The sequence below is a fragment of the Niveispirillum sp. FG148 genome, assembly GCF_057809655.1.
In genome coordinates this window covers 1-24,422 of sequence record NZ_JBMDKJ010000031.1, presented here as the reverse complement: position 1 = coordinate 24,422, position 24,422 = coordinate 1, and the positions used below count along the sequence as shown (strand labels likewise).

Here is a 24,422-nt window from a genome sequence, read left to right as displayed (position 1 = left end):
GAAGGGGGCAGGGGGAGGGGGCAGCGGGTCATCCCACCTTGCGGCCTGCCACGCGGTTGCCGACGAGTGTGATCAGCCGGTCCAGCAGGAAGCCGACCAGGCCGACATAGACCAGGGCCAGGATGATCTCGCTCATCAGCGAGCTGTTCCAGGCGTCCCAGATGAAAAAGCCGATGCCCACGCCGCCGATCAGCATTTCCGCGGCGACGATGGCCAGCCAGGACAGGCCGATACCGATCTTCAATCCGGTAAAGATGAAGGGCACGCAGGCCGGCATCATGATGCGGAAGAAGAATTCCAGCGGCGACAGGCGCAGCACGCGGGCGACATTGCGGTAATCCTGCGGGATCTGCCGCACGCCCACGGCCGTGTTCAGGATGATGGGCCAGATGGAGGTGATGAAGATGACGAAGATGGCGCTGGGGTCGGCATGGCGGAAGGCGGCCAGCGAAATGGGCAGCCAGGCCAGCGGCGGCACCGTGCGCAGCACCTGGAAGATCGGATCCAGCCCGCGCCAGGCCAGCGTCGACTGCCCGACCAGCACACCCAGCGCGATGCCCGTCACCGATGACAGGGCGAAACCGATGGCCACCCGTTTCAGGCTGGCGGACAGATGCCAGAACAGGCCCTTGTCCACCCCGCCATGGTCGAAGAACGGATCGACGATCAAAGGCCAGGTATCGGTGATGACCCGTGATGGCGGCGGCAGCGACGCGCCGGTGCCCCGGCAGGCCAGTTCCCAGATGCCGATCAGTACGGTCAGTGCCAGGAAAAGCGGCAGCATATCCCGCAGCTTGCGTCCGACCGTGGCTGCAGCGCCCAGCAGCAATGCTGTGGGGTTGAAGGCGAGACGCGTCGCCACGGGGCTGTTTTCGGTCAAAGTCGACATTGTCCTTGCTTCCCTTCGCGAAATCAGGCGACGCGCTTGATGGGCAGGGCGGCCAGATAGGCGCCGGGATTGGCGGGATCGAACCGGATGCCGTCGAAGAAGGTTTCCACCCCGCGTGACGTGCCGGCCGGGCCTGTGCCCGCACCGATCATCTTTGCCGCCTCGCGCCACAGATCCTCACGGTTGACCTTGGCGATCAGCGACTTGGTGTCCAGGTTGCCCGGCAGATAGCCCCAGCGCTGATCCTCCGTCAGGAACCAGAGATCATGGCTCTGATAGGGATAGGAGGTGTGGTCGCGCCAGAACTTCATCAGTTCGGGACTGTCCTTCACCACGCGGCCATCGCCGTAATCGAAGGTACCCTGGGAACGGGCCAGAATGTCGTCCACCGGCACCTTGAACCACTCGCGGCCGGAGACGATCTGGCACATCTCCGCCTTGTTCTCCGGCTTGTCGCACCAGATCTGGGCCTCCTGCACGGCGGCCAGCAGCGCCTTGGTGGCGTTGGGGTTCTTTTCCACCCAGTCGGCGCGCATGCCGAGGCTCTTTTCCGGATGGTCGTGCCAGATTTCCCCTGTGGTCAGGGCGGAGTATCCGATCTGCTGATTGACCAACTGAGCGTTCCAAGGCTCGCCAACACAGAAAGCCTCCATGGTGTCGACCTTCATGTTGGCCACCATCTGCGGCGGCGGCACGACGATCGTGGATACATCCTTGTCCGGGTCGATGCCGTTGGAAGCCAGCCAGTAGCGCAGCCATAGATCGTGGGTGCCGCCGGGGAATGTCATGGCGCATTTGACTTCTCGACCTTCCGCCTTCGCCTTGGCGAAGGCTTCCTTCAGGCCCTTGGCCTTGGTGGTGACGCCCAGATCCTTGTAACGGTTGGCGACGGAGATGCCCTGGCCGTTGGTATTCAACCGGCACAGGATGTTCATGGGCAGCGGCTGATTGTTCTTGGTCACCTTGCCGGTGGTCATCAGGTAGGGCATGGGCGTCAGGATATGGGCGCCGTCAATGCCGCCGGCCGCCCCGCCCAGTTCCAGATTGTCGCGTGTGGTGCCCCAGCTGGCCTGCTTCAGGACAGCGACGTCAGGCATGCCGTATTTGGCGAACAGGCCCTTTTCCTTGGCGATGATCAGCGGCGCGCTGTCGGTCAGGGCGATGAAGCCCAAGGTGGCGCCGGTCACTTCCGGGGCGGCTGCCGCCCAGGCGGCACCGCCAGGCAGGGCGGCCCGCGCGGCCGACAGCAAGGCAGCGGCACCTGCCGCCTTGGCTGTATGGGTCAGCAGCGAACGGCGGGTCAGGCCGGCGGTGGGCAGGACGGGCTTGGTCATGGCAGCGGGCTCCTTTTCGGCGTAGGGCCGGGTCAAAAACAAAGCGTGGAAAAACAAAAACGGCGCTCCGACAGCAGGCAGGGACCCCAGGGGTTCCGTGCTTACAGTCGGAGCGCCGTTGCTCCAGGCGGCCCCCGCCATGGGAACCGCGATCTCGTCCATGCGATGGCCGGCCCCTTCAACAGGGACCGGCCCGGAGGCATCATTGCCCCGCCGCGCATGGTGAGAGGCTATTAGCGAGAAGCGTGCCAACCGGCATGGCGGGCTGGCGATTGAGAATTATCAAGCATTTACTTGATATCTGCTGGTGTCGGCGTAGCGCCAGCTGGGCTGGGTATCGCCCAAGATGCGGGCGGTGCTGCCGCACTTTTGTGCAGGTGCGTAATCTGCCTGCGATTTGGGCAAGAAGTCAGGCCGCGCGGACACGGGTGACGAACCCTTCCAGTTCCTGACGCAAGGCGCCGACAAGCTGGGACAACTCGTCCGTGGCCGACAGGGCATTGCCGGTCATGCGGCCGATATCGCTGGCGCCATGCGCCACATCATCGACCACGGCGTCGATGTCGGCGGCACTTTCGGCCACGGCGCGCATATTTTCCTCAATCAGGTCGGTATCCTGGCGCTGACGCGACAGGGCCTGTTCGATCCCGGCGACCAGACCTGCGATGGCTTCGATCTTGCCGGCCGTGGCGCCGATGGCAGCGACAGCCGCCTGGGTCGCCACCTGCATCTCCCCGATCTGTCGGCCGATCTCCTCCGTGGCGCGGCCGGTCTGGCTGGCCAGGTTCTTCACCTCTCCGGCCACGACGGCAAATCCCTTGCCGGCCTCTCCGGCACGCGCCGCCTCGATGGTGGCATTCAGCGCCAGCAGGTTGGTCTGCCCGGAAATGGTGCCGATGATCTCCACGATCTGGCCGATATTGCGGGCAGCCCCCGTCAGCCCGTCCACGGCCCGATGAGTCTCCCGCGCCTCCGCCACGGCGGTGCCCGACACCGACAGGGCCTGGGCTGCCTGCTGGTTGATGTCGCGGATGGACAGGGCCAGGGACCCGACGGCACTGGCCACCGCATCCACTCCGCCCCGCGTCTGGGAGGAGGCGGATGCCATGGTCAGGGAATGGCGGGCATTGCGGTCGGCCAGGTCGGCCATGCTGCGCGCATCTGTCTGGATGCCACCCGCCCGCGCCGCCATGATGCCCAGCGCCTGTTCATGCTGCTGGTTGAAGCGGTCGATGGCCTGTTCCAGCGCCTCGCGGTTGGCGTCGGCCCATTGCCGCTCCCGTCGCTGCTGTGCCGCGGGCGACAGGTCGGCGTCGATATCGTTCTGCACGCCATCAAGCGCGCTGCGCAGCCAGTCGGGCAGGTGGCTGCCGTCCACCCGTTCCATCCGGGCGGCCTGTCGTTCATCGCGGCGCAGATCCCGGCGGCAGGCGTGGCGCGTGGCCGCGGCCGCCAGCCGCAGCACGGGGCCGCCGGCCGGCAAGGGGGCATTGGCAGCGGCCTCTGCTTCCGCCACCCGGGTCCGGCACAGGGTTGCCAGATCGGTGATCAGCAGATCCTCCACCCGTTTCAGCTTGTCGATCCGGCCGGTGGCGGCGGCGAACCAATCGGTGGCGGTGATCCCGGGCACGGGGCGGTTGGGACCAATGGCCGCCAGATTCCGGCGCAGACCGTCCACCAGGGCACAGTCCGGACCCGTCACCCCTTCCCGCTGGGCCGCCTGCTGGGCGGGGGTGGCATAGCGCTGGAACAGGGACAGTGCCTGCCCCTGTGCCGCCTCCAACTGCGCCATGCGGCGGAAGCGGGTGGCATCAAAGCAGCCCGCCGTCAGGGCGGCTGCTGCCACGGCCCGTTCCTGGCCTGCGAATTCCTTGGCTCGCATGAAATTCTGAAGGGCCGTCAAGGCGCGTGACAGATCGGCGTCCGCCCCGCTGTCGGCCACGGCGGCCACCACGGCCAGCAGGGTTTCGATGCGGGCCGAATAGGCTCGTATCACGGTGCGGGCGTCCGTGCGCCGTGCGACCACCGCCGCCCGTTGTTCGGGTAGTTCCGCCAACGCCTGCTGCGCAAAATGGATGCAGGCCAGCAGCGCCCCGCCGCAGGATAGCGGATCGATCGACCGTAACGCCGTCTCCATCGCATCCTGTGCGGCCTTGGTATCGGCATGGCGGGCCGACAGGTCGGACAGTCCGCGATCATCGGCGGCGCCCAGATACAGGTTGCTGGTGCCGCGTTCGCGTTGCAGGGCATGGACCAGGCCGCTGATGCCCGTCACCAGCCCGCACAACCCAGCCAGCCGTCGCAGATTGCGCAGCCGCTGGAAACGGGCGGAGATCAGGTGCCGCACGGCCACCGCTTCGGCAAACACAAGGCGTCCGGTCCATCCCGACCGGTGGGGGTGGTTCTGCTCTGTCATCGCCCGGCTCCAAAAACAAAAAAGGCGTCTCAACAGCCGATTGCGCGGGGCCACCGGATGTCGAGACGCCATTGTCCCTTTGGGGGAACCGACCTGGTTCCCGCTGACGGTGGCCGCCATTGGCCCCCTCGCCGCAAGGACTAGCAATTCATGTGCCGTACGGGAATGGATATTTAATCAAACATTGTCCGCAATCACTGCGTGGATTTTGTAGGATAATGGAAATAAAGCTGAAATCAGAACTGGAGAGCTGGGAAAGCATTGAATTTGATGATGTGTCTCCGGGTATTTTCAGAAATATCAGAAACATTTGTTTAGTGAAGTATATATGAAATAACCCCGCTTCATTTCGGCATTTCAATGACAGGCGGTGCTGTGCTGCTTTCCAATGGATGGCAGGCCCATCCCAGGGCTGCATGGCATTAAAGCAGGATCGCGTGGACGCTGCCCATTTCCTGGGCGGTCGGGGGATCGATATCGGTGAAGGTGGTATCGCCGTTGCCACAATCCTCGCCGGGAAAACTGGTTGTCCGGCGCACCAGTGCCCAGCGGCTTTCCCGCGGGCCGTCGGGCAGGTGGTACAGCGGTTCCAGGCCCAACAAGGCCGCCCGCCGTCGCGCCTCGGCCCTTTGCTGCGGACGCTGGAAACCCAGGTCCATCACGACATGGCCGCCATTGCGCAGGACGGCCACAGCCATTTCCCAGATCATGGCCTCGCAGCGGGCCATGCGCTCGTCCAGCCAGCCCCTGTCCAGCGGCGGCACCATGTCCGGCACGAACAGGTTGGACATCCATTCATCAATGGAAAAGCGGACTGCCGGCAGGTCCGCCGCCAGTTTCCTGGCATAGGCGGACTTGCCGGCCCCTTGTGGGCCATGGACCAGATGCATCTGCGCGGTCATGGCTGTCCTTGGCAGGATGGGTTACTTGGTGCCGATCAGCGTCCCGGCGCCGCCCTCGGTGAAGATTTCCAGCAGGATGGCATGCGGGACGCGGCCGTCAAGGATGACGGCACCCTCCACGCCGCCAACGACGGCGTCGATGCAGGTTTCCAGCTTCGGGATCATGCCCCCCGTTGCCGTGCCGTCGGCAATGGCGGCACGGGCCGCCGACACCGACAGGTCGGTGACCAACTCCTTGTTCTTGTCCAGGAAGCCGGCCACGTCGGTCAGCAGCAGCAGGCGCGTGGCGTCCATGGCGGCGGCGATGGCGCCGGCAGCGGTGTCGGCGTTGATGTTATAGGTCTGCCCATCCTCACCGATGCCGATCGGAGCGATGACGGGGATGAAGCCGGCATTGCGCAGCTTGTGCAGGATCTGCGGGTTGATGCGGAACGGCTCGCCCACGAAGCCCAGATCCACCACCTTTTCGATGTTGCTGTCCGGATCGCGCTTGGTGCGCGTGGCCTTGCGTGCTTCGATCAGGTCGTCATCCTTGCCCGACAGGCCGATGGCGTCGCCGCCGGCATCGTTGATCAGGGCCACGATTTCCTTGTTGATGGAGCCGGACAGCACCATCTCCGCGATTTCCATCGTGTCCTTGTCGGTCACGCGCAACCCGTCGATGAATTCCGACTTGATCTGCAACCGGTCCAGCAGCTTGCCGATCTGCGGCCCGCCGCCATGGACAACGATGGGATAGGCTCCCACCTGCTTCAGCAGCACGATGTCGTTGGCGAACTGCCGGGCCAGTTCTGGGTTGCCCATGGCGTGGCCGCCATACTTCACGACGATGATCTTGCCGTCATAGCGGCGCATATAGGGCAGCGCTTCCGACAGGGTCTGGGCCTTGGCGAGCCATTCCTCGCGGGTCAGCGTCGGGGCGGCGGGGGCGGTCATGGGCATCGGCTCCGGTCGGAAGATGGACGGGAATTGTGACGGGCAAACGGGCGTGTGTCTAACACCTGTGACGGAAGGGGGCAATGCGCTTTCCCGGGGGCTGACCGACAGGTGCGCTTGCCTGGATGTTCCTGGTGTGTTCTTATTGAGCAATCCAGGTTCGGGGGGCAGCGATGACGGGCAAGCCGGTACTTTACGGGGCGGCGGGATGCGGTTCCGCGGTGGTGGAAGCGGCCTTTACCCTAGCGGGGGAAGATTACGATTATGTGGAGGCGGAGCCGTGGACGCCATCGCCGGGGGTTGATGCCCTGCGCGCCGTCAATCCGCTGGTTCAGATCCCGACCCTGGTCCTTCCCGACGGCACGGTGATGACGGAATCGGTGGCCATCCTGCTTTGGCTGATGGACCGGCATCCGGGTGTGCTGGGACCCGCCGCAGGCGACGCGGCCCGTGCCGGCTTCCTGCGCTGGCTGGTCTATCTGCCGGCCGCCATCTATCCCATGTATACGGTCGGTGATTTCTGCGACCGCTGGGTCACGGGTGAAGGTGCCCAGGCGGAGCTGAAACAGGCGACGATCGACCGGACGCTGTTCTGCTGGCAGACCATGGAACAGGCGCTGAAGCCGGCGCCCGGTGCCTGGTTGCTGGGAACGGCGCAGATGACGGCGCTGGACGTCTATATCTCCATGATGACGCGCTGGCGACCCCGGCGGGACGCCATCCGCGCGGTGGCGCCGGGCATCGTCGCCGTGGCGGAACGGGTGGACCGTGATCCACGGCTGGAGCCATTGTGGCAGCGGCACTTTCCCGACAGTTATGTCGATCCCTGACTGGCGGGGCCGTCAGCCAGCCGCGCGCAGCAAACCCATCAGGCCGTCAAGCAGATCTGCCCCGCCATTGCCGGCCAGCAGGTCTGGTCGGTCCCGGCTTTGCAGCATCACCATGGGACCGGCCGCAGCATCGCGGCTGTTGCCGACGGCCAGCCGCCCGGCCATCTCCGCCGACCAGTCGGGCCGAACGGCTGCATGCTCGTCCATGAAAGCGCCGAACGGGCCGTCCAGCATGGATTGGAGAAGCGCCCTGGAGGTATCGTCGGTCTTGGTCAGATCGGTCAGTTCGGGATTGCCCGGCTGGGCCAGCAGCGCATCGATCTGATCATTGTCGAGCCACATCTCGACGGAGCCACCGCCATCCTTGCCGGAATAGAAGATCGTCAGCAGGGACGTTCGCAAGGCGGCTTCGGAAGGATTGCTCGGCGGGCTGGGGTTCTTTTCCTGCCATTCGGTGACGCTGTCGGGCTTGGCGGGGGGCAGGATGCCGGCGGAGGCTGCGGCCTGCTTCGCCAGATCAATCATGCCACCGCTGAGCCCCAGGCCGACATCGCCCTTGTCCCCCGTCAGGCCCAGCTTCGCCTTCACGAAGTCCATCACCTGCATCATGTAGTCGGTCTCAGCCTGATGATAGGCGATCATGCCGTCAAAATCGATGTCCTGAAGCGCCGGCACCACGACGGTGGGCAGTGCCGCGATCGACTGGAAGGTGCCTGACAGCTTGAAGCCACCGGAATCGTTGGCGTTGGCGGGTTCAGCTGTATCCGGCAACCGGAAACGCTCCGTCCCGCCGTTCAGCCGTACATTGGGTGCTGCGGCGGCGGTGGAAACGGGCTGTTCGGCAAGCGCGCTGATTGGCATGGCCGGCATCTATCCTGACAAAACAGGTCGTGGCGCCGATGGTTCGGCAACTCCCAGATGCTGGCAGGTTAGATAAAATTTTATGAAAATCCAATAAGCAAAATCTGCCTAGGGCCGGCGATGCTGCGCGCGGTTCAAGGCCGGCTGTCGGTCACTTCAGCCGCGCCCGCGCGGAAAGCGGGGCAACGTATCATCAAGGTGGGTCCAGGGGGCGGCACTGCCGGTCCAGATATGGAAGCCGGGGGTAACGCGGCCCGGATCATCCAGTGTGGCCAGATTGACCGACAGGGAAACCGGCTCGCCCGCATCGCGATATTCGATCTGCGTGCCGCAATCGGGGCAGAAGCGACGCTCGCCATGGGGGCTGGAGGCGAAGATGCGGGGTTCGCCCGCGACATAGCGCCAGGCGGACAAAGGTACATCGGCGAACGCCACCATCGGCGCCCCGGTCGTGCGCTGGCAGATGCGGCAATGGCAGTATCCGGCGCCGGTGGGCTGTACCAGCGCCTGATATCTGATGTGGCCGCAGGCGCATCCGCCTGTCCAGGGCGGCACGCCGTTGGTCAATGTGACCCGCCTTCCAGATAGGCCGCGCGTACCTCCGGATTGGCCAGCAGTTCCGCCCCGCCACCTTCCAGCACGACCTGCCCCTGGGCCAGCACATAGGCGCGGTGGGCCAGCTTCAGGGCGTGATAGGCATTCTGTTCGACCAGCAGGATGGTCATGCCGCGCGTCCTGTTCAGGTCGGCGATGACATCGAAGATGCGGCGGATGATCAGCGGGGCCAGACCCAGCGACGGTTCATCCAGCAGCAGCAGGCGCGGACGGCTCATCAGCGCGCGGGAGATGGCCAGCATCTGCTGCTCGCCCCCCGACAGGGTGCCCGCCCGCTGGTCCCGGCGCTTGGCCAGGATGGGGAACAGGTCCAGGCAATAGGCGACGTCTTCGTCGAAATGCGCCGGATTGCCCAGGGTGGCCCCCAGCTGCAAATTCTCGAACACCGTCATGCGCGGGAAGATGCGGCGTCCTTCCGGCACCTGGGCGATGCCCAGCTTCGCCGTTTCATGCGGGGGCAGATCATTGATGACCTGCCCGTCGAAACTGATGTATCCTGCGGCCGGCTTGGGCTGGCCGCAGATGGTCATCAGCAGGGTGGATTTGCCGGCCCCGTTGGCGCCGATCAGGGTGACGATCTCCCCCTGTTCCACACGCACATCGACGCCGCGCAGGGCTTCGATGGGGCCGTAATTGGTGCGCACACCGGTCAGTTGCAGCAGGCTCATGCCCGGCCTCCCTCATTCTCGGTGGCCATATCCTGGGCCACGGCGGGCGGCAATTCCTCTTCGTCAGGCTCGCCCAGATAGGCCTTGATCACGCGCTCGTCGCTGCGGATCTGCTCGGGCGTGCCTTCGGCGATCTTGCGGCCATATTCGACGACATGGATGCGGTCGGAAATGCCCATGACCAGCCCCATATCGTGCTCGATCAGCAGGATGCCGATGCCGAACTCCTCCCGGATGCCCTGGAGAAGCTCGCCCAGCACGCCCGTCTCCTTGGGGTTCAGGCCGGCGGCGGGTTCGTCCAGGCAGAGCAGCAGGGGATTGGTATTCATGGCGCGGGCGATCTCAACTCGGCGCTGCACGCCATAGGACAGGTTTCCAGCCTCCTCGTTGGCGACGGATGTCAGGTCCAGCCGTTCGATCCAGAAACGGGCGCGATCCAGGGCCTCGGTCTCTGCCGTGCGCCAGCCCTTCAGGCCGATCAGACCGGCAATGCCCAGGACCGATTTCTTCATCAACCCCACATGCTGGGCGACCAGCAGGTTTTCCAGCACGGTCATGCGCGGGAACAGGCGGATATTCTGGAAGGTGCGCACAACACCCTGGCGCGATACCTGATATCCCGGAAGGGCTTGCAGGGACACAGGCGCCCGGCCGGGCTTGTTCAGGGTCAATTCGCCCGCCGTCGGCTTGTAGAAGCCGGTCAGGCAGTTGAAGATCGTGGTCTTGCCGGCCCCGTTGGGACCGATCAGGGCGGTGATCCTGTTGGTTTCGGCTGTGAGGTTCACGCCGTCCACCGCCACCAGACCGCCAAAGCGCATGGTCAGGCCGGTGACGGACAGCAAAGGTTGGTCGCTCATGCTGCTTCTCCCTTCCGGCTGGTCAGGCGGATGGTGGGAACGCGTTGCGACAGCAACCCGCCCGGCCGCCAGACCATGATGGCGATCATGGCAATGCCGAAGACGATCATGCGGAAATCGGCGAATTCACGGCCCACTTCCGGCAGCAGCACGATGAACAGGGCGGCGATGACCACACCGATCTGGCTGCCCAGACCCCCCAGCACCACGATGGCCAGGATCAGGGCGCTTTCCATGAAGGTGAAGCTTTCCGGCGATACGAAGCCCTGGCGCGCGGCAAAGAAGCAGCCGGCGAACCCGCCCAGCATGCCGCCCACGGCATAGGCCGACACCTTGGATGCGACCGGGTTGATGCCCAGCGACCGGCAGGCAATCTCATCCTCGCGCAGGGCTTCCCACGCCCGTCCAACGGGCAGGGCGCGCAGGCGGTTGATGACCCAGGCCGCGAACAGCACCAGGGTCAGGGCGATGAAATAGAGGAACATCAGCCGGTGTTCGCTGGAAAAATCGATCCCGGTGACGGCGTGGAAGGAAGTCAGCCCCTCCGGCGGGCGCTTGTCGAAGGACATGCCGAACAGGGCGGGGCGCGGAATGCCGGAAATGCCGGCTGGCCCGCCGGTGAATTCCTGCCAGTTCAGAATGACGATGCGCGTGATCTCGCCAAAGCCCAGGGTGACGATGGCCAGATAATCCCCGCGCAGCCGGAGGATGGGCATGGACAGCAGCACGCCGAACAGGGCCGCGATCAGGCCCGACAGCGGCAGGCACACCCAGAAGCCCAGGCCCAGCTTGGTCGACAGGATGGCGAAGCTGTAGGCGCCGATGGCGTAGAAGGCGACAAAGCCCAGATCCAGCAGGCCCGCCAGCCCCACGGTGACATTCAGCCCCATGCCCAGCAGCACATAGATCAGCACCGTGGTGCCGACATCCATGATGTAGCGGTCGGAGAAGGGCATGAAGGGCAGGGTGACGGCCAGCAGGGTAATGGCAATGACGAAGCCCCTGGACAGCCTGGCTGTCAGCACATCATCGCGCTTGGGCTTGGTCCCGGCGGTCCGCTTCGGCGCCTGGGCGCGGCGGGCGGCCAGGGTTTCGCGCGCAACGGCCAGGACGAAGCTGCCGATCAGGACGATCAGCCCTGACCAGCCGACCCAGGCCCAGCGGCTTTCGACGATCAGGCCCTGGTCGGTGGAAATGGTGTGCAGGCCGATGAAGGGCACGGCCAGGACCATGGCGACCAGGGCGGAGATGAGCGCGCCCTTGATATGGTTGGTGATGGCCATGGCTCACACCTTCTCGATATCGGGGCGGCCCAGCAGGCCGGTGGGCCGGAAGACCAGCACCAGGATCAGTACGGAGAAGGAGGCGACATCCTTGTAGGCACCCGACACATAGCCGGTGAAGAACGCCTCGATCAGGCCGATCAGCAACCCGCCCAGCATGGCGCCGGGCAGGCTGCCGATACCGCCCAGCACGGCGGCCGTGAAGGCCTTCATGCCCGCCAGGAAGCCGATATAGAAGTCGATGACCCCGTAATACATGGTGACCAGAACGCCCGCGACGGCGGCCAATGCTGCCCCCATGACGAAGGTCAGGCTGATGGTGCGGTCGACATTGATGCCCAGCAGGCCGGCCATGGTCCGATCCTGCTCGCATGCCCGCTGCGCACGGCCCAGGGCCGTGCGGTTGATCAACTGCGTGAAGCCCAGCATCAGTGCCAGGGTCAGCAGAATGATGAACAGCTGGATATAGGAGATGCTGACGGCAAACCCGTCCCCCTGCCACAGCGTCAGGCCGCCATTCATGACGGGGGCCAGCGGCTTGGGCCGCGCACCCTGCGTCTGCATGACGTAGTTCTGCAGCAGGATCGACATGCCGATGGCGCTGATCAGCGGCGCCAGCTTTGGCGCGCCGCGCAAGGGGCGGTAGGCCACGCGTTCCACCGTCCAGCCATAGGCGGCCGTGAACGCGATGGCGACCAGCAGCACCAGCAGCAGCGCCAGCGGCACCGAGGTGATGCCGACAGCCGCCAGGATGGAGAAGGTGGTGACCGCCACGAAGGCGCCGATCATGTAAATCTCGCCATGGGCGAAATTGATCATGCGGATGATGCCGTACACCATCGTGTATCCGATGGCGATCAACCCATAAATGGCGCCCAAGGCGAGGCCATTGATAAGGTATTGGAGAAAAGTCCCCAGCGCTGACGCGTCCATGTGCCCCCGTCCGATGACGCCGGCCGCCCCTGTTTACCGGGTGCTTCCTGCCGGCGGAAGGTGCGCCACCGTAACGGAGGGGGCTGTCCGCATCAAGGCCGGTTTCAGCCCTGGTGGGTCCGGGCGGCCACCTGTTCCTCATGCACGCGCAGATGCATCAGGGCAAGGTTCGTCAGGGGGGTGGCAATGCCGTGCAGCGCAGCGCGGCGGACCATGTCGCCCAGGATATGTTCGGCCTCCGTCCGCCCGCCCCGGGCCATGTCGCGCGCCATGGAGGCGTTGACGGGGCTCTGGCTGTCCCAGAGCTGCGGCCGGTATTCCTCCAGGATCGCGGGGCTGGGCGCATGGCCTTCCGCTGTCGCCACGGCCTGGCATTCGGCCAGCATGGCGCGGATGAAGTCGGCGCCGCCCGGCTGGCGATTGATGGCGCCCACCGACCCGCGCATCAGGCAGGTGGACCCGGCCAGCGTGGTCAGGAAGAAGTATTTCTCCCACAGATCCTGCATGATGGTGTCGCTGCGCTGCCAATCCACCTTGGTCGGGCGGAAAGCCTCAGCCAGAGCGTCGACCATGGGAAGCTGTGAAGGATGGCGGGCGCCGAACACCAGCTTGTGAATATTGGACAGGTGGCGGATCACGCCCTCACTGTCCAGGGTGATGGGGATGTGGCACAGGCCGCCCATCACGCGTTCCACGCCAAAGACGGTGTCCAGACGATCCAGATGCGCCAGTCCGTTCAGCAGCGGCATGACAACCGTGTCCGGCCCGACGGCGGGAGCGATACTGTCCATGGCGCTGTCCAGATCGTAGGCCTTGCAGGTCAGCACGACCAGATCATAGGGCTTGCGGGCCTTGGTCACTGTCTGTGCCGGCATCCGGATGGACCCGTGCGGGCTTTCCACCCGCAGCCAGTTCTCCATCAACTGTGCCTGACGCCGGGGACGGACCAGGAAGCTGACATTGGCTCCGGCCTCCATCAGCCGTCCGCCGAAATAGCCGCCGACGCCACCGGCGCCCAGGAAAAGAATGCGCATTTCCGCCTCTACGCTTCTGGTTCGCGCCAGGGTGATAGCATTGCCGGTGTGGTGTGGGTCAATCCCCGGCGACGGGGGTGATTCGGTCACCGGGTGCCATCCTTCCGCGATGACGCCCGGTAAACAAGGTTTCCAGAAAAGAGAGGGCCGCCGACGCTACCCCGAAAGACGTACGCTATGTCGGTGCTGAACCGGCAATTGGTTAAAGGGATTGTCATATCCGTTTATATAAAGGCAGACTATCCTTGATGGTGCATTCCGTGGGGGCGCGGATGGCTGGATGGGGCGGAATATGCCGGCTCCCGGGCTTGACGGATGCAGCAGTGGGTATGGGGCGCAGGGTGTGAATGAAAGTGACGCTATCGCCTGAACCGGCCGAGACGGAGATCCTGCCCGAAGGCGGGAACGAGCCGCTGTCGGCGGTGGCGCGCGTGCCGTTGCGCAAGCGGCTGTCCTTCAAGCAGGCGCGCAACACCGCGCTGGTCACCCTGATGCTTGGCCTGGTCCTGTCGACGGCCCAGATCACCATCGACCTTCTGGATATGGAGCGGCAGTCCGACCAGCTGGTGAAGCAGGTCCTGTCGATCATGCGGGAAGCGGCGGCGGAAAGCGCCTATTCCTTCGACCAGGCGCTGGCCGACCGCGTCGTCACCGGTCTGTTTGAATATAAGCCCATCTACCGGGCCGTCATCCTGGAGGATTTCGGCAACCAACTGGCCGCCCGCGAACGCCCGCAGGCTGAAGGACAGCTGAAATGGCTGGCGGAGATGCTGCTGCCGGTGGAGAAGACCTTCTCTATCCCGCTGGTCATCGAACGCCATAACCAGAATGTCGGCGAACTGCGCGTGTCCATCGACCGGTTCCTGATCGCACAGGAGTTCTTCCGCCGGTCGGGCGTCGTGCTGTCGACGGGCATCATCTGGACCGTGGCTTTGGCCTTGATCCTGGTGGTGATGTTCTATTCCACCCTGACCAAGCCCTTCCTGCGCATGTCCACGGCCATTGCGGAGATCAATCCGCAGCGCCCCGCCGAAAAGCTGCTGGCCGTGCCGGCACGCCATGATGATGACGAACTGGGCCTGCTGGCCAAGACCATCAACGAGGTGCTGGTCCAGTTCGATCATTCCCTGGTCGAGCGTGTGCGTGCCGAACAGGCCCTGCGTGAGCGTGAGACGCGCCTGTCGGGCATCATGGACAATGTGGCCGATGGCATCATCACCCTGGACGAGGATCTGCGCATCGAGACGATGAACGCGGCCGCCCAGTCGTTGTTCGGCTATAATGACGGGGAGGCTGTGGGCCAGCCCTTCGTGACCCTGATCGAGGAACGGGACTGGACGCGCGTCGCTGTGGCGCTGATGACCTGCCTGCGCCGGTCGGATGAGGAGCAGCGGGCCGACAACCGGGCCGAAATCCAGGGGCGCCGCCGCAATAGCGAGGTGTTCGCCATGGCGTTCGGCGTCAGCCAGATGCGTCTGGGCGACCGTCGGACAGCCATCTGCGTTGTGCAGGATATCACCCAGCGCAAGCGCGCCGAACAGGCGCTGCGCGAGAGTGAGGAGCGGCTGAAGCTGGCCGTACGCGCCACCCGTTCCGGTGTGTTCGATAATTCCTATACCAAGGGCACCTACTGGTGGTCGCCCGAGTTCATCGAGATGCTGGGCTATGACGCGGTCGACGCGATGTATGCCAACAAGCTGTTCGACGGCCTGCTGCATCCCGACGACAAGGAACTGGCCCAAAGCCAGATCGAGCGCTACCTGAGCGGTGACGTCGGCGACTATCTCTCCCTTTACCGTTTGCGCCACCGCGACGGCAGCTGGGTGTGGATCGAAGCGCGCGGCCAGGCCATTCGTGATGAAAGCGGTCGGCCGCTGCGTTTCACCGGCACCATGACTGACGTCTCGGACCGCAAGCGGTTCGAAGAACAGCTGATGTATGTCAGTACGCACGACCCGCTGACGGGTCTGCCCAACCGTACACTGGTGCAGGACCGCCTGCAGCACGCACTGGCCCATGCCGGGCGCAAGGGCACGACGGTGGCCGTGCTGCTGCTGGATATCGACCGGTTCAAACTGGTCAATGACAGCCTGGGGCACCAGGCAGGTGACAAGCTGTTGCGTGCGCTGGCGCAGCGGCTGGGTTCCTGTGTGCGCGCTGCCGATACGGTGGGCCGCCTGGGTGCGGACGAATTCCTGATCGTGGCGGAGGACCTGCCCGATCCGCAGATGGCGGCCCGTGTGGCAGAGACCATCCTGGTCAGCCTGTCGCGCCCCTTCGGCATCGATGGCCAGCAGCTTTTTGTCACTACCTCCATCGGCATCGCCCTGTTCCCCGGCGACGGGGCGGATTTCCACGCCCTGATGCGCGACGCCGATACGGCGATGCACAATGCCAAGGCGGCAGGCGGCAATGGCTACCGCTTCTTCACGCCGGAAATGAACGAGGCGGCGGTGGCCCGCCTGTCCCTGGAACATTCCCTGCGCGAGGCGCTGGAACAGGGGCAGTTCTTCCTGCATTACCAGCCCAAGATCGCCATGGGCAATCTGCATGCCGTGGGGGTGGAAGCCCTGATCCGCTGGCAGCATCCGGAAATCGGCATGATCCCGCCGGTGAAGTTCATTCCGGTAGCGGAAGAAACGGGCCTGATCGTTCCGCTTGGGGAATGGGTCATGCGTGCCGCACTGGCCCAGATCCACGACTGGCAGGTGCGCGGCTTTGCCCCCATCCCGGTGGCCGTCAATGTCTCGGTTCGCCAGATCGCCACGCCGATGTTCGCCGAGCGCGTCTTCGCGCTGTGCCAGGAATATGGCGTGCCGCCGGAGCTGCTGGAGATCGAGATCACAGAGACGGCCATGATGTCCAATCTGGCCTATATCGCCGACACGCTGAACGAGATCCGCAACCGCGGCATCCGAATCGCCATCGACGATTTCGGCACGGGCTATTCCTCGCTGTCCTACCTGCGCCGGCTGCCGATCACGACGCTGAAGGTGGATCGTTCCTTCGTGAGCGAGGCGCCGACCAATGCCGATACGGGGGCCATCGCTGCCACCATCATTGCCATGGGCCGGCAGCTGGGCCTGAAGGTGGTGGCGGAGGGAATCGAGACCGAGGAGCAGCTGGAATTCCTGCGCGCGCATCATTGCGACGAGATGCAGGGCTACTTCTTCTCCCGGCCGCTGCCTCCGGGCGACCTGGAGGCCCGATTCCTACAACCCAATGGTGTGCTTGAAGCCGTTGGTTGACGTAGACGTCACAAGGGCTTGAGAGGCATTTTCGTCTCTCGCAAGTGCAAAATTTCCCGTATGGCGGGAGCCTGCCTATAAAACAAGCGTTTCACCGGATTGCCGTAATTTTATCCAAACCATTGGAAACTGGACGAAAATTGTGTCTTTTTTGCCAAAGCGGACATCAAACGACGCTTCCCGAGAGGGATGACGCATAGAAGCCTTGACGTCCCCACATAGCGGCCTTTACGAAAAGGTTACGCGAAATTCCCCCGGCCCAAAGGGTCGGCCGCCGGCCCTTAGCCGGGGAATGATAAGAATGGGATGCGAGGAGGAAACGCATGGCACGGAAAACGACGCCGCAGGTGCGCATGGATCGCCGGATATTGTCCGGGGTGAGTGCCGCGGCCATCCTGGCCCCGATGTTGCTGGTCGGGACTGCCAACGCCGTCAGCTTCAACCGTGGCGAGTTGAGCGGCAGCTTCGACACGACGGTGACGCTGGGCGCGTTGTTCCGTGTGCAGAGCCCCGATGACGATCTGATCGGCGTGGCCAATGGCGGGAAAGCCAACTCCATCAATGGCGACAATGGCGACCTGAACTATGGCAAGGGCCTGGTTTCGGCGGCCGGCCGTGTCACGCACGAACTGAAGCTGAATTACGGCAATCTGGGCGCCTTCGTCCGCGGCACCTATTTCTACGACGTCATCAACGCCAAGAAGTCGAGCAGCGCCGGCGCCCGCACGGGCCGCTTCGACCTGTCGTCCGACACGGTGGAGCGCGTGGGGCGCGATATCGACCTGCTGGATGCCTTCGTCTATGGCAATTTCGAGGTGGGCGAGAGCTCCTCGCTGGATATCCGCGTCGGCAAGCAGGTGTTGAGCTGGGGTGAAAGCACGTTCATCCAGAACGGCATCAACACCATCAATCCGATCGACGTATCGGCGCTGCGCGTGCCGGGGTCGGAGCTGAAGGAAGGCTTCCTGCCGGTCCCGCTCGCGGACATCAACTTCTCCTTGAATGAGAACATCTCGCTGGAGGCGTTCTATCAGTTCAAGTGGAACAACACCGAGCCGGAGGCGTCGGGTTCCTTCTTCTCCACCAACGACGCGGCGTCGCCCGGTGGCGATCACCTGTTCATCGGCTTCGGCAACTATCTGTTCACCGACAGCCCGAACCAGGGTGCGGTGGCGGGCGGCAACGTCTTCCCGGTGGACAAGTATCCCAATCCGATCCTGAACAATTTCCGCGGTGTGCAGTCCCTGACGCCGTTCGGCACCGTGGTGCCGCGCGCCGCCGACGATACGCCCAGCGACAGCGGCCAGTATGGCTTTGCCCTGCGCATGTTCTCGGAAGAGCTGAACAACACCGAGTTCGGCCTGTACCACATCAATTATCATTCCCGCGTGCCGGTGCTCAGCTCCATCGTCGGGTCGCTGTCGGCGTTCCAGTCGGCACCGAGCGAGTTCACCAGGGCCTCGCGGTATCGCGCCGAATATCCGGAGGATATCCAGCTGTTCGGCGGTTCGTTCAACACGACGACCATCGCCGGCATCTCGTTGCAGGGTGAGCTGAGCTTCCGCAAGAACCAGCCCCTCCAGCTGGACGATGTGGAACTGTTGCAGGCCACGCTGGCCGCGCCGACGATCCTGGGCCTGATCTCCCAGGGCCAGGCGGCGGGTGCCGCCGCCGGCAAGGCCCAGGGCAGCGCCTCTTTCGACAGTGCCGTCGCTGCCGCCGTGGCCGGCAACCCGGCCCTGGCCGCGTTCAAGGGCCGGACCTTCGAGCAGATCCAGGCCATCAGCCCGGCCGCCGCCGGTGCCATCAGTGCCGGCATCGCCGCCGCTGCCGGCTCGCCGGGCGGTACGCGCACGGCGTTTGAGACGGCGGGCGCCACCGCCGGTGCCACGGCGGGCGCCAACGCCGGCGCGGTGGGGGGGGCGAACCTGTTCAACACCAACCAGATCGTCAAGAAGATGGGGGTGATCCAGGGCACCACGGCCGCTGCCATCTCCGCCGACCTGGCCAGCCGCTTCTTCGGCAAGCGCATCCAGGGTTATGACGAATTCGACGTGACCCAGGCCCAGATGACTGCCACCAAGGCGTTCGAGCGTGCCTTCGGTGCCGATCAGTGGGTGATCGTGGCTGAAGTGGGTGGCACCTGGATCCATGACATGCCGGAAAAGAGCGTGCTGCGCCTGGAAGGCCCCGGCACGGTCGTTGGCGGCAACCCGGCATTCACCGGCCGCGGCGGCATGGCCGATCTGGCCACCGACGGTTTCGCCGATGCCTTCTCGTGGGGGTATCGGGCGGCTGTCCGCTTCGACTATCTGAACGCGTTCCCCGGTGTGAACCTGTTCCCCAGCATCTCCTGGCAGCAGGATGTGAACGGGACGACGCCGACGCCGCTCAGCAACTTCGTGGAGGGTCGCAAGGCCGTCAGCCTGGGTCTGCGCGCCGTGGTGCGTGAGATGGTCACCATCGACCTGAGCTACTCCAACTATTTCGGGGCTGGGAAGTTCAACCTGATCAACGATCGCGACTTCGTCTCGGCCAGCGTCAAATACTCGTTCTGACGCCACCCGCCGAAAAGACAAGCGATCGAGGAGGAAACGCATGTTCCGTATGAAGTCCGCACTGTTGGGTGGCGTTGTCGCCCTGGCTTTCGCCCTTCCCGCCCTGGCGCAGACCGCCGCCGATCTGGGCAAGACCCTGACGCCGATGGGCGCCATCAAGGCCGGCAATGCCGATGGCAGCATTCCGGAATGGACCGGCGGCCTGTCCAAGGCACCGGCCGGCTGGTCCGCCGGCACCATCGAGACCGACCCGTTCCCCGAGGACAAGGTGAAGTTCACCATCACCGCGGCGAACATGGCCCAGTATCAGGACAAGCTGCCGGAGGGCCTGAAGGCCTTGCTGAAGCGCTATCCGTCCTACAAGCTGAACGTTTATCCGACCCGCCGCTCCGCAGCGTTCCCGGACCGTATCTACAAGGAAACCGTCGCCAACGCCTCGCGCGCCAAGCTGGCCGACGGTGGCAATGGTGTGGAAGGGGCCAAGGAAGGCGTGCCGTTCCCGATCCCGAAGGAAGGCGTGGAGGCGGTGTGGAACCACCTGCTGCGCTATCGCGGCGAGGCAACGGAACGCATGGTCGGCCAGGCCAACCCGCAGACCGATGGCAGCTACACCCTGATCATGCTGCATGAGCAGGTGAAGTACCTGTATCAGGCCCCGGGTGGCACCAGCAGCAACACCTCGCTCTACTTCCTGCAGGAAGTGACGGCGCCGGCCCGTCTGGCCGGTGAAATCCTGCTGGTGCATGAGACGATCAACCAGGTGAAGGAGCCGCGTTCGGCCTGGACCTACAATCCCGGTCAGCGTCGCGTCCGTCGCGCCCCGAATGTCGCCTATGACAATCCGGGTACGGCGTCCGATGGTCTGCGCACGACCGACAATTTCGACATGTATTCGGGTGCGCCCGACCGTTACGACTGGAAGCTGGTCGGCAAGAAGGAAATGTATGTCCCGTACAATTCCTACAAGCTGCATTCCAAGGACACCAAGTACGACGACATCATGAAGGCCGGCCATATAAATCAGGATCTGGCCCGCTATGAGCTGCACCGCGTCTGGGTGGTGGAAGCCACGCTGAAGCAGGGTACCAGCCACATCTATGCCAAGCGCCGCTTCTATATTGACGAGGACAGCTGGCAGATCCTGGTTGCCGACCACCTGGATGCCCGTGGCGAAATGTGGCGTGTGGCAGAGTGCCATCCGGTGGAGTATTATTCGGTCCCGACCTTCTGGTCGACGCTGGATACGCTCTATGACCTGCAGTCCGGCCGCTATACCGTGATCGGTCTGGATAACCAGGAAGCGCCGTACAAGTTCGACGCGAAGTTGACGGATGCCGATTTCTCCCCCGACAGCTTGCGCCGCGCCGGCGTGCGCTGATCGGTGATCGGTCCACGGGCCGGCCGGGTTACACCGGCCGGCCCTTTTCCGTCTCTTGGCGATCGTTAACCAAACCATTCCGGTGACCAGATGTTCCGTGCCCCGCTTCTCGCCCGTCCCCTGGCGGCCTGCCTTTGCCTGCTGGCCCTGGGGACTGTGCCCGCCGCTACAGCACAGGATGCCGCACCGGCGCTGCGCCCCGCCATCATTGCGCCGCTGGCCACGCATTCGCTGATGCTGGGCGCGGCCCGGGCGGGGGATCGGCTGGTGGCTGTTGGGGAACGCGGACATATCCTGTTGTCGGACGACAATGGCCGCTCCTGGCGACAGGTGCCCGTGCCCGCCAACGCCGCGTTGACGGGTGCCAGCTTTGCCGATGCCAGGCGCGGCTGGGCCGTCGGGCATGACGCCGTGATCCTGCACACCACGGATGGTGGCGAGAGCTGGGAGGTGCAGCATGCCGATCCCGATCTGGAACAACCGCTGATGGATGTGCTGTTCAGTGCCGATGGCCTGCACGGTATCGCCGTGGGTGCCTATGGTCTGTATCTGGAAACAGCCGATGGTGGCGTCACCTGGGACAGCCGCCAAATTAGCGAGGATGATTTCCATTTCAATGCCATCCTCGCCCCGACACCGGAGACGCGGCTGATCGCTGGCGAGGCGGGCACGATGCTGTTCAGCCCCGATGCCGGCGCCACCTGGCAGAAGCTGGAAACGCCCTATGACGGCTCCTTCTTCGACGCGCTGGCTCTGGGCCCGCGGAGTTTTCTGGCCTACGGTCTGCAGGGCAACATCCTGCGCAGCGATGATGCCGGGAAGACCTGGGCGGCCATCGATGGCGGCACGACGGCCGGCCTGATGGGCGGTGCCGTGCTGGCCAATGGCTCCGTCATCCTGGTCGGCGCCCAGGGCACCATCCTGACCAGCGGTGATGGCGGTCGGACCTTCACGGCGACCAAGCGTCCCGACCGCGTCGCCCTGGCTGATGCCATCCAGGCCGCCGATGGCAGTGTCATTCTGTTGGGGGAAGCGGGCCCGCTGACGGCCCAGCCCTGATCCCGCCCGCCCCGATCCCTTGCAGCCCCAAGGCGTACCGACATGTCCCAATCCCCGTCCCTTCCGTCACGGCTTGAATACTGGACCTTCCGGAACCGGTTGCTGATCCTGATCGTATTCGCCGTGCTGACGGCCTTCATGGGCTGGCAGGGTTCCAAGCTGCGCGTCGATGCCGGCTTTGAGAAAAGCCTGCCGCTTGATCACCCCTATATGCAGACCTTCGTGAAGTACAAGAAGGAGTTCGGCGGCGCCAACCGGGTGCTGGTGGCTCTGTCGGTGAAGCAGGGGGACATCTATACGCCGGAATTCATGACGCGGCTGAAGCAGGTGACGGAGGAGGTGTTCTTCGTCCCCGGTGTTGACCGCGCCAGCGTCACCAGCATCTTCACCCCGAACGTCCGCTTCATCGAGATCGTTGAAGACGGCTTTGCTGGTGGCAACGTCATCCCGGCCGAATTCCAGCCCAATGACCAATGGCTGCCCATCGTGCGTGAGAACGTGCTGAAATCGGGGCAGGTCGGGCGTCTGGTGGCGGAGGATTTCACCGCCGCGCTGGTCAGCGTGCAACTGGTGGAGATCGACCCGCGCACGGGCAAGAAGCTGGATTACATGGCGGTGGCCCAGCAGCTGGAGGGGATCCGCAAGAAGTTCGAGGATGACAAGATCCAGGTCCATATCATCGGCTTCGCCAAGGCCATGGGCGATATCGCCGACGGCGCCAAAAGCGTGCTGATGTTCTTCGCCGTCGCCTTCGTCATCACCGCCATTCTCGTCTATGGCTATGGCAAGAGCTGGATGATGACCTTCACCATGCTGGGCATCTCGCTCTGCACCGTGGTGTGGCAGTTCGGCCTTCTGGTGCTGCTGGGCTATGGCATCGACCCCTTGTCGATCCTGGTGCCCTTCCTGGTCTTCGCCATTGCCATCAGCCATGGCGTCCAGAATGTGGGTACCATCACCCAGGAAATCGGCAAGGGCGCGGACGCCTTTACGGCGGCGCGGATCAGCTTTGAACGCCTGCTGATCCCCGGGGCGTCCGCCCTGGGGGCGGATGCGCTGGCCTTCGTCACCATCGCCATCATCCAGATCCAGATGATCCAGGAACTGGCAGTGTCGATCTCCATCGGCATGCTGATCATCATCATCACCCACCTGTGGGTGCTGCCGGTGGCTCTGTCCTATCTGCCGCTGGGCGACAAGTACCGCGCCCGCGTGTCGGGTCAGGTCGGCCGGTTTGACCCGGTGTGGCGCCTGTTCGCCGTCTTCGCCCGGCCCAAGGGGGCCGTGGTCATGGTGGCGATCGGTGTTCTGGTGTTCGGCATCTCGGCCTGGGAACAGCGCCATATGATCGTGGGCGATACGGCGGCCGGTGTGCCGGAACTGCGCCCCACCAGCCGCTACAACCAGGATGCCGATCTGATCGTCGACCGTTTCGCCATCGGCGTGGACGTCATTCAGGTCATCGCAGAAACCAAGGATGACGGTTGCATCGACCATTCCATCATCCAGCAGGTCGATGACTTCACCTGGGCCATGAACAATGTGGAAGGCGTGCAGTCCGCCATTTCCATGGCCACGGCGATGAAGACGGTGAATGCGGGTTGGAACGAAGGCAACCTGAACTGGCGCGTCCTGCCGCGCAATTCGCAGGTGCTGGTCCGTACCGTGTCGCCCGTCGAAACCTCGACCGGCCTGCTGAATTCCAACTGCTCGGTCATGCCGGTGATGGTCTTCACCAAGGACCACAAGGCCGGCACCATCCAGCGCATTGTCGATGCGGTGGAGAAATACAAGACCGACAACCCGTCGCAGACCGTGACCTTCAGCCTGGCCACCGGCAATGTCGGTGTCATGGCGGCCACCAATCAGGCGGTGACCAAGGCTGAAAAGCCCATGCTGCTGCTGGTCTATGTCACGGTGATCCTGTTCTGCATCATCACCTTCCGCTCGCTGGTCGGCTCGCTGGCCACCGTGCTGCCGTTGATCGTGGTGTCGATCCTGTGCAACGCGCTGATGACCTGGCTGGGGATCGGGCTGAAGATCTCCACCCTGCCGGCCGCGGCGCTGGGCGTGGGTATCGGTGTCGATTACGGCCTCTACATCTTCAACCGCCTTCAGTCCTATCTGAAGCACGGGCTGAATTTCGCCGAGGCTTATTACCGGACCTTGCAGGAAACCGGCAGCTCGGTCCTGTTCACCGGTCTGACGCTGGCGGTCGGCACCTTCACCTGGATCTTCTCCGACCTGAAGTTCCAGGCTGATATGGGCGTGCTGCTGACCTTCATCTTCCTGGCCAACATGATCGGGGCCGTCGTGCTGCTGCCCGCCGTGGCGGCCCTGCTCTACAAGCTGTTCCCGAGGCTGTATGCGGCAGAGGTGCGCCGCGCGTCACAGCGGACTTTCGCGGTCCATTGATGTGAATTCCCGGTGATCGGGCGATCACCGGGGCCCGTCCGGAACGTGCCAGACGCTGTCGATCGTCTGCACGGGATTGGGGCAGGCGAGGGGGAACCAGGGCTTCCCCTTGTGCTGGTGGCGGTGGGGCGCCGCACGGCGCAAGTGGTTGGCCCCGATGGTGTGGGGGCACGCCATCGGGGCACCTGCTGGGGCCCCCCCCGGGG

The 24,422-nt window shown here is 64.3% G+C and carries 18 protein-coding genes; 6 read left to right on the top strand and 12 right to left on the bottom strand.

Going from position 1 to position 24,422, the window contains the following annotated elements:
• Positions 1 to 28: 28 nt before the first annotated feature.
• The 5 genes from ntrB to argB all read right to left on the bottom strand — a co-directional run bounded on the left by ntrB (position 29) and on the right by argB (position 6,477).
• Entirely contained in the window at positions 29 to 889 is an 861-nt protein-coding gene (gene ntrB, locus ACODTW_RS23415) for a nitrate ABC transporter permease (RefSeq protein ID WP_488948542.1), read from the bottom strand.
• A gap of 23 nt (positions 890 to 912) precedes the next feature.
• Entirely contained in the window at positions 913 to 2,223 is a 1,311-nt protein-coding gene (locus ACODTW_RS23410; protein ID WP_488948541.1) for a CmpA/NrtA family ABC transporter substrate-binding protein, read from the bottom strand.
• A gap of 409 nt (positions 2,224 to 2,632) precedes the next feature.
• Positions 2,633 to 4,639, bottom strand: coding sequence for a methyl-accepting chemotaxis protein (locus tag ACODTW_RS23405; protein ID WP_488948540.1), 2,007 nt, complete (start codon positions 4,637 to 4,639; stop codon positions 2,633 to 2,635).
• Positions 4,640 to 5,061: 422 nt separating this feature from the next.
• Positions 5,062 to 5,541: a P-loop nucleotide/nucleoside kinase family protein gene (locus tag ACODTW_RS23400; protein ID WP_488948539.1), complete on the bottom strand. Its 480-nt coding sequence runs from the start codon at positions 5,539 to 5,541 to the stop codon at positions 5,062 to 5,064.
• A 21-nt stretch (positions 5,542 to 5,562) separates the two neighbouring features.
• Entirely contained in the window at positions 5,563 to 6,477 is a 915-nt protein-coding gene (gene argB, locus ACODTW_RS23395; RefSeq protein ID WP_488948538.1) for an acetylglutamate kinase, read from the bottom strand.
• A gap of 173 nt (positions 6,478 to 6,650) precedes the next feature.
• Between argB and ACODTW_RS23390 the strand changes: the two genes are divergently transcribed.
• Positions 6,651 to 7,307, top strand: a complete 657-nt coding sequence (locus ACODTW_RS23390; protein ID WP_488948537.1) for a glutathione S-transferase family protein — start codon at positions 6,651 to 6,653, stop codon at positions 7,305 to 7,307.
• 12 nt (positions 7,308 to 7,319) lie between these two features.
• Here ACODTW_RS23390 and ACODTW_RS23385 read toward each other — a convergent pair whose 3' ends face one another.
• The 7 genes from ACODTW_RS23385 to panE all read right to left on the bottom strand — a co-directional run bounded on the left by ACODTW_RS23385 (position 7,320) and on the right by panE (position 13,558).
• Entirely contained in the window at positions 7,320 to 8,168 is an 849-nt protein-coding gene (locus ACODTW_RS23385; protein WP_488948536.1) for a hypothetical protein, read from the bottom strand.
• A gap of 156 nt (positions 8,169 to 8,324) precedes the next feature.
• On the bottom strand, positions 8,325 to 8,735 hold the full coding sequence (locus ACODTW_RS23380; protein ID WP_488948535.1) for a GFA family protein: 411 nt from the start codon (positions 8,733 to 8,735) through the stop codon (positions 8,325 to 8,327).
• Positions 8,732 to 9,445 (bottom strand): ABC transporter ATP-binding protein, encoded by a 714-nt coding sequence (locus ACODTW_RS23375; protein WP_488948585.1) that lies wholly within the window; start codon positions 9,443 to 9,445, stop codon positions 8,732 to 8,734. Before ACODTW_RS23375 ends, ACODTW_RS23380 begins: the two co-directional genes overlap by 4 nt.
• Before the next feature lie 2 nt (positions 9,446 to 9,447).
• Complete coding sequence (livG, locus tag ACODTW_RS23370; RefSeq protein WP_488948533.1) at positions 9,448 to 10,308, bottom strand: high-affinity branched-chain amino acid ABC transporter ATP-binding protein LivG; 861 nt, start codon at positions 10,306 to 10,308, stop codon at positions 9,448 to 9,450.
• Entirely contained in the window at positions 10,305 to 11,591 is a 1,287-nt protein-coding gene (livM, locus tag ACODTW_RS23365; RefSeq protein WP_488948532.1) for a high-affinity branched-chain amino acid ABC transporter permease LivM, read from the bottom strand. Before livM ends, livG begins: the two co-directional genes overlap by 4 nt.
• Before the next feature lie 3 nt (positions 11,592 to 11,594).
• Positions 11,595 to 12,524, bottom strand: coding sequence for an ABC transporter permease subunit (locus ACODTW_RS23360; protein WP_488948531.1), 930 nt, complete (start codon positions 12,522 to 12,524; stop codon positions 11,595 to 11,597).
• Between the two features lie 104 nt (positions 12,525 to 12,628).
• Positions 12,629 to 13,558 carry a 2-dehydropantoate 2-reductase gene (gene panE, locus ACODTW_RS23355; protein WP_488948530.1) on the bottom strand — a complete coding sequence of 310 codons (930 nt, stop codon included), beginning with the start codon at positions 13,556 to 13,558 and terminating at the stop codon, positions 12,629 to 12,631.
• A 347-nt stretch (positions 13,559 to 13,905) separates the two neighbouring features.
• Between panE and ACODTW_RS23350 the strand changes: the two genes are divergently transcribed.
• From ACODTW_RS23350 to ACODTW_RS23330, 5 genes are all read left to right on the top strand, one after another.
• Positions 13,906 to 16,806 (top strand): EAL domain-containing protein, encoded by a 2,901-nt coding sequence (locus tag ACODTW_RS23350; RefSeq protein WP_488948529.1) that lies wholly within the window; start codon positions 13,906 to 13,908, stop codon positions 16,804 to 16,806.
• Positions 16,807 to 17,129: 323 nt separating this feature from the next.
• The gene (locus tag ACODTW_RS23345; protein WP_488948528.1) at positions 17,130 to 19,364 is read left to right on the top strand and encodes a DUF1302 domain-containing protein; all 2,235 of its coding nucleotides are present in this window, start codon (positions 17,130 to 17,132) and stop codon (positions 19,362 to 19,364) included.
• 40 nt (positions 19,365 to 19,404) lie between these two features.
• Positions 19,405 to 20,742, top strand: a complete 1,338-nt coding sequence (locus tag ACODTW_RS23340; RefSeq protein WP_488948527.1) for a DUF1329 domain-containing protein — start codon at positions 19,405 to 19,407, stop codon at positions 20,740 to 20,742.
• Between the two features lie 90 nt (positions 20,743 to 20,832).
• A complete protein-coding gene (locus ACODTW_RS23335; protein ID WP_488948526.1) occupies positions 20,833 to 21,801 on the top strand; it encodes a WD40/YVTN/BNR-like repeat-containing protein in 969 nt (322 codons plus the stop codon).
• Positions 21,802 to 21,843: 42 nt separating this feature from the next.
• Positions 21,844 to 24,216: an efflux RND transporter permease subunit gene (locus tag ACODTW_RS23330; RefSeq protein ID WP_488948525.1), complete on the top strand. Its 2,373-nt coding sequence runs from the start codon at positions 21,844 to 21,846 to the stop codon at positions 24,214 to 24,216.
• Positions 24,217 to 24,422 lie beyond the last annotated feature (206 nt).